The organism is Pseudomonas sp. BN414 (assembly GCF_029871275.1).
Taxonomy (GTDB): domain Bacteria; phylum Pseudomonadota; class Gammaproteobacteria; order Pseudomonadales; family Pseudomonadaceae; genus Metapseudomonas; species Metapseudomonas resinovorans_C.
Map to the genome: position 1 here is coordinate 1 of NZ_SSOL01000009.1, position 854 is coordinate 854.

At 65.6% G+C, this 854-nt stretch carries 1 protein-coding gene and 2 pseudogenes; all 3 read right to left on the reverse strand.

Annotation, left to right across the window (positions count from 1 at the left end; genetic code table 11):
* A pseudogene (locus E8E95_RS00060) lies at positions 1–195 on the reverse strand (pyrroloquinoline quinone biosynthesis protein PqqE); the annotation flags it as partial.
* A complete protein-coding gene (gene pqqD / locus E8E95_RS00065) occupies positions 164–445 on the reverse strand; it encodes a pyrroloquinoline quinone biosynthesis peptide chaperone PqqD (RefSeq protein ID WP_179059760.1) in 282 nt (93 codons plus the stop codon). The gene pqqD and the pseudogene E8E95_RS00060, both read right to left, overlap by 32 nt.
* Positions 442–854, reverse strand: a pseudogene (locus E8E95_RS00070) (pyrroloquinoline quinone biosynthesis protein C); the annotation flags it as partial. The pseudogene E8E95_RS00070 and the gene pqqD, both read right to left, overlap by 4 nt.

Here is an 854-nt window from a genome sequence, read left to right on the forward strand (position 1 = left end):
GGCGCCCAGTTCGCGGCCCTGGCGGAACACCTCGATCCACTGCGCCGTCGTGAGCTCCTCGCCGTGTTTGGCGAAATCCAGCGGATTGGAGCAGTACGGACACTGCAGCGGGCAGCGGTAGGTCAGCTCGGCCAGCAGCCAGAACGGCGGCCCTGGCTGGTTTTCAGGCTTCGAGTTGCAACCAGAACTGGGCATGGGCCACCTCGATGAACGCCAGAATGTCTTCGTCCAAGCCGGGAACGTCGGGAAAACGCCGACGCAGGTCGACAATGATCTGCGCCACCGACCGCTGTCCATCCACGAGCCGCAGGATCTCCCCCGCGCTCTCGTTCAATCTCACCATGCCCTCGGGATAGAGCAGCACGTGGCAGCCCTGGGCCGGCTCCCATTGCAGGCGGAAGCCGCGCCGCAAGTTGGGTACCTGGTGCGTGTTGAAATCGCTCATAGGGTAATCCCCCGGTGCCAGACCCGCTCGCGGGTCACGGTGTGGTACGGCGGTCGCTGCAGCTCGTAGGCCATGCTCATGGCGTCGAGCATGCTCCAGAGCACGTCAAGCTTGAACTGCAGGATCTCCAGCATGCGCTGCTGGGCGTCCAGCGTGCGGTAGTGCTCGAGGGTGATGCGCAGGCCGTGTTCGACATCGCGGCGCGCCTCCTTCAGGCGCTTGCGGAAGTAGTCGTAGCCACTGGGGTCGATCCAGGGGTAGTGCTGCGGCCAGCTGTCCAACCGCGACTGGTGGATCTGCGGGGCGAACAGCTCGGTCAGCGAACTGCTGGCCGCCTCCTGCCAGGTCGCGCGGCGGGCGAAGTTGACGTAGGCGTCCACCGCGAAACGCACGCCGGGCAGCACCAGTT